Source organism: Pseudomonas sp. Sample_9 (assembly GCF_004307535.1).
Taxonomy (GTDB): domain Bacteria; phylum Pseudomonadota; class Gammaproteobacteria; order Pseudomonadales; family Pseudomonadaceae; genus Aquipseudomonas; species Aquipseudomonas mercuritolerans.
The window spans coordinates 1-1,606 of sequence record NZ_RAZO01000440.1 but is presented as its reverse complement, the minus strand read 5'-3'; the positions used below and the strand labels follow the sequence as shown (position 1 = coordinate 1,606).

Annotated in this window: 2 protein-coding genes; one reads left to right on the top strand and one right to left on the bottom strand. The window is 61.3% G+C overall.

Annotated features, from left to right (window positions below):
* The gene (locus tag D6877_RS25155) at positions 1 to 759 is read right to left on the bottom strand and encodes a Nif3-like dinuclear metal center hexameric protein (protein WP_130912456.1); all 759 of its coding nucleotides are present in this window, start codon (positions 757 to 759) and stop codon (positions 1 to 3) included.
* A gap of 104 nt (positions 760 to 863) precedes the next feature.
* Here D6877_RS25155 and D6877_RS25150 point away from each other — a divergent pair.
* A partial coding sequence (locus D6877_RS25150; RefSeq protein ID WP_130912455.1) for a trypsin-like peptidase domain-containing protein occupies positions 864 to 1,606 on the top strand: 743 nt, incomplete at its 3' end.

The following is a 1,606-nucleotide window of genomic DNA, read 5'->3' as shown; positions in this document are numbered from 1 at the left end:
TCAGATCGGATTCGGGCAATCGATGAAGATGTGCTCAAGGGCAAAGCGCTTCGCCAGATACTCACCCAGCGCCTGCACGCCGTAGCGTTCGGTGGCGTGGTGGCCAGCGGCGATGAAGCTGATGTCGTTTTCCCGGGCGCTGTGGAAAGTCTGCTCGGAGGCCTCGCCACTGATGAACAGGTCGACCCCCGCCGCCACGCCCTGATCGATATAACCCTGGCCACCGCCGGTGCACCAGCCGACGCGGCGGATCATGCCGCTGCCTTCGATCAGCAGCGGCTCGCGCCCCATGACTTCCTGCACCTTGCGCGCGAAATCCCGCGCAGTCATTGGCTCATTCAGCGAGCCGACCAGCCCGACGACTTTCGGATTGCTCGGGTCGAGCGAACCTTCGACAGTGATGTCGAGCTGACGCGCCAGTTGCACGTTGTTGCCGACGTCCGGGTGCAGATCCAGCGGCAGGTGATAGGCGAGCAGACTAATGTCGTGCTTGAGCAGGGTTTTCAAGCGGCGCTGTTTCATGCCGGTGACGCAAGGGTTTTCGCCTTTCCAGAAATAACCGTGGTGGACCAGGATCAGGTCGGCCTCGGCTTCGACGGCGGCATCGAGCAACGCCTGGCTGGCGGTGACGCCACTGACGATGCGCATCACCTGCGGGCGGCCTTCGACCTGTAATCCGTTGGGGCAATAATCGGCAATTTTCGCACTGCCCAGGTAACGGTCGGCTTCTTCGACGAGGGTGCTGAGGGCAACGGCCATGAAAGACTCCTAAATATCCCGTTCAGAGGCGCGCGCGGCCTCGTATAATGCGCGACATTATGGGCGGTCTGACCTCGCCTGCAACCTTTCCAGGAACGTGCTTAATGCTCAAGGCGCTGCGTTTTTTTGGCTGGCCGCTGTTGGCCGGTGTGCTTATCGCTCTGTTGATTATTCAGCGTTACCCCGAGTGGGTCGGGCTGCCGAGCCTCGACGTCAATCTGCAACAGGCCCCTCAGACCACGATCGTGCAACAGGGGCCGGTGTCCTATGCGGATGCGGTGGGCATCGCCGCGCCGTCGGTGGTCAACCTGTACACCACCAAGGTCATCAACAAACCGGCGCATCCCTTGTTCGAGGATCCGCAGTTCCGCCGCTTCTTCGGTGACAATTCGCCGAAACAGAAGCGCATGGAATCGAGCCTCGGTTCCGGGGTGATCATGAGCCCGGAAGGCTACATCCTCACTAACAACCACGTCACCAGCGGCGCCGACCAGATCGTCGTGGCGCTCAAGGATGGTCGCGAGACGCTGGCACGGGTGATCGGCAGCGATCCGGAAACTGACCTTGCAGTTCTGAAAATCGACCTGAAAAACCTCCCGGCAATCACCGTCGGCCGCTCCGACAGCATTCGCATCGGCGACGTCGCGCTGGCCATCGGCAACCCGTTCGGCGTCGGCCAGACCGTGACCATGGGCATCATCAGCGCCACCGGCCGTAATCAGTTGGGCCTGAACAACTACGAAGACTTCATCCAGACCGATGCGGCGATCAACCCGGGCAACTCCGGCGGTGCGCTGGTCGACGCCAACGGCAACCTCACCGGTATCAACACGGCGATCTTTTCCAA